Source organism: Kitasatospora sp. NPDC101176 (assembly GCF_044768035.1).
In the GTDB taxonomy this organism is placed as follows: domain Bacteria; phylum Actinomycetota; class Actinomycetes; order Streptomycetales; family Streptomycetaceae; genus Kitasatospora.
Genome location: NZ_JBIWPA010000065.1, coordinates 1 through 2,760, shown reverse-complemented (window position 1 = coordinate 2,760; position 2,760 = coordinate 1). Strand labels below are relative to the sequence as shown.

The window sequence follows — 2,760 nt, the reverse complement described above, 5'->3', positions numbered from 1 at the left end:
ACCACCGCCACACCCACGGCCAACCCGCCACCTCCATCGCCTACGGCCTCTGGCACGACACCAGCACCCTCACCACCAACGCCGACCACACCCGGATGAGCCGGGGCGGCGTCCTGCCGCTCAGCACCGAGCAGGGCCTGGCGCTGCTGGACGACGCCCTCGCCGCACACCTGCCGGTGGTCACCGCGCTCCGGCTGGACGGGGGCGGCGCGAGCGAGGTGCCGGCCCTGCTGCGCGACGTGCTGCAGGCCCCCCTGCGCAAGGCGGCCGCGGCGGCCCCCGGCGGGCGCGCGACGGCCGGGCCGGACCTGAAGGAGCGGCTCACCGGGCTGCCGGGAGCCCAGCAGCGGCGCGTCGTCCTCGACCTGGTGCGCGGCGAGGCGGCCACCGTCCTCGCCCACCCCGACCCCAGCAGGCTCGGCGCCGACCAACCCTTCAAGGACCTCGGCTTCGACTCCCTCACCGCCGTCGAACTCCGCAACCGCCTACGCACCGCCACCGGACTCCACCTCCCCACCACCCTCGTCTTCGACCACCCCACCCCCGAAGAACTGGCCACCGCCGTGCTCGCCGAACTCGCCCCCGAGCCGGCCTCCGCCAACGCGGCCGTCCTGGACGGGATCGCCCGACTCCAGGAACTGCTCGGCGAGTTCGCCGACGGCGACCCGGAGGGCGGGCCCGGGCCCCGCGGCCGGAGCGAGGTGACCGCCCGCCTGCGCGCCCTGCTGCGCGGCTGGGACGACGCCCGGCACGCCGCGGACGAGGACGAGGACGCCGTCGACCTCGACAGCGCCGACGACGACGAGCTCCTCAGCGCGCTCGAACGCGAACTCGGCTCGGACTGACCGGAGTTCACCAGCACACCGCGGCCCGGACCAAGGGCCCGTCCGGGCGGATCCCGCCGGACGGGCCCCGGCGGCCGAACCACCGAACCGACCCACGCCAAGGGAGAGACGCCACAGATGGCCAGCACCGAGGAGACCCTGCGCGAGTACCTCAAGCGCGCGACCACCGAACTCCGCCAGACCAAGCGACGGTTGCGCGAGGCCGAAGCCCGTGACCACGAGCCGGTCGCCGTGGTCGGCATCGGCTGCCGCTTCCCCGGCGGGGTCGAGTCACCGGCCGACCTGTGGCGGCTGGTCGCGGACGGCGTGGACGCGATCGGCCCCTTCCCCGACGACCGCGGCTGGGACCTCGACGCCCTCTACGACCCCGACCCCGAGCAGCCCCGGACGACGTACATCCGCGAGGGCGGGTTCCTGCACGGCGCCGCCGACTTCGACCACGCCTTCTTCGGCATCAGCGCCCGCGAGGCCGCCGCGATGGACCCGCAGCAGCGGCTCCTGCTGGAGACCAGCTGGGAGGCGCTCGAGCGGGCGGGCATCGACCCGACCGGCCTGCGCGGCTCCCGCACGGCGGTGTTCACCGGGCTCATCGCACAGGAGTACGCACCCCGGGCGGGCGAGGCCCCGGGCGAGTACGAGGGCTACTTCCTGGCCGGGAACACCACCAGCGTGGCCAGCGGCCGGGTGGCGTACGTGCTGGGGCTGGAGGGCCCGGCGGTCACCGTGGACACCTCGTGCTCCTCCTCACTGGTCGCGATCCACTACGCCCTGCAGTCGCTGCGCACCGGCGAGAGCTCCCTCGCCCTGGCCGGCGGCGCCACCGTGATCGCCCGGCCCAGCGTCTACACCGAGTTCAGCCGGCAGAAGGGCCTGGCCCCGGACGCCCGCTGCAAGCCGTTCGCGGCCGGATCGGACGGCACCGGCTTCTCCGAGGGCGTCGGCGTGCTGGTCCTGGAGAAACTGTCGGACGCCCGCCGCAACGGGCACCCGGTGCTCGCCGTCATCCGCGGCTCCGCCGTCAACCAGGACGGCGCCAGCAACGGGCTGACCGCCCCCAACGGGCCGTCCCAGCGCCGGGTCATCCAGGAGGCCCTGGCCAACGCCGAACTGACCGGCACCCAGATCGACGCGGTCGAGGCACACGGCACGGGCACCACGCTCGGCGACCCGATCGAGGCCCAGGCGATCCTGGCCACCTACGGGCAGGACCGCGAGGTGCCCGTCTACCTCGGCTCGATCAAGTCGAACATCGGTCACACCCAGGCCGCGGCCGGCGTCGCCGGGGTGATCAAGATGATCGAGGCCTTCCGACACGGCGAACTGCCCCGCTCCCTGCACCTGGACGCGCCCTCCCCGCACGTGGACTGGACGGCCGGACGGGTCGAACTCCTCGCCGAGCACCAGCCCTGGCCCGACACCGGACGCCCCCGCCGCGCCGCCGTCTCCTCCTTCGGCATCAGCGGCACCAACGCCCACCTGATCCTCGAACAGGCCCCCGCCACCGAAGCCGCCGAACCCGGTGAGACCACCGCGGCCGTCGACCCCGCCGAGACCGCCGAGGATCCCGGCACCCCCCTGATCTGGCCGCTCTCGGCCCGTGACGCGGCGGCGCTCGGCGGGCAGGCCGCCCGGTTGCGCGCGCACCTGGACACCACCACCGCACGCCCCGCGGACACCGCCCACGCACTCGCCACCACCCGCACCGCCCACCCCCACCGCGCCGCCGTCGTCACCACCGACCCCACCGACCTACGCGACGCCCTCGACGCCCTCGCCGAAGGACGGACGCACGGCGCCCTGTTCACCGGGACGACCGGGACCGCCGACACCCGCACCGTGTTCGTCTTCCCCGGCCAGGGCTCCCAATGGATCGGCATGGGCCGCGCCCTGCTCACCCACTCCCCCGCCTTCCGCG

The 2,760-nt window shown here is 75.0% G+C and carries 2 protein-coding genes; both read left to right on the top strand.

Annotated elements, in window-relative coordinates:
* On the top strand, positions 1-845 hold an 845-nt coding region (locus ACIRS1_RS38390; protein WP_402847308.1), incomplete at its 5' end, for a beta-ketoacyl reductase.
* A 117-nt stretch (positions 846-962) separates the two neighbouring features.
* On the top strand, positions 963-2,760 hold a 1,798-nt coding region (locus tag ACIRS1_RS38385; RefSeq protein ID WP_402847307.1), incomplete at its 3' end, for a type I polyketide synthase.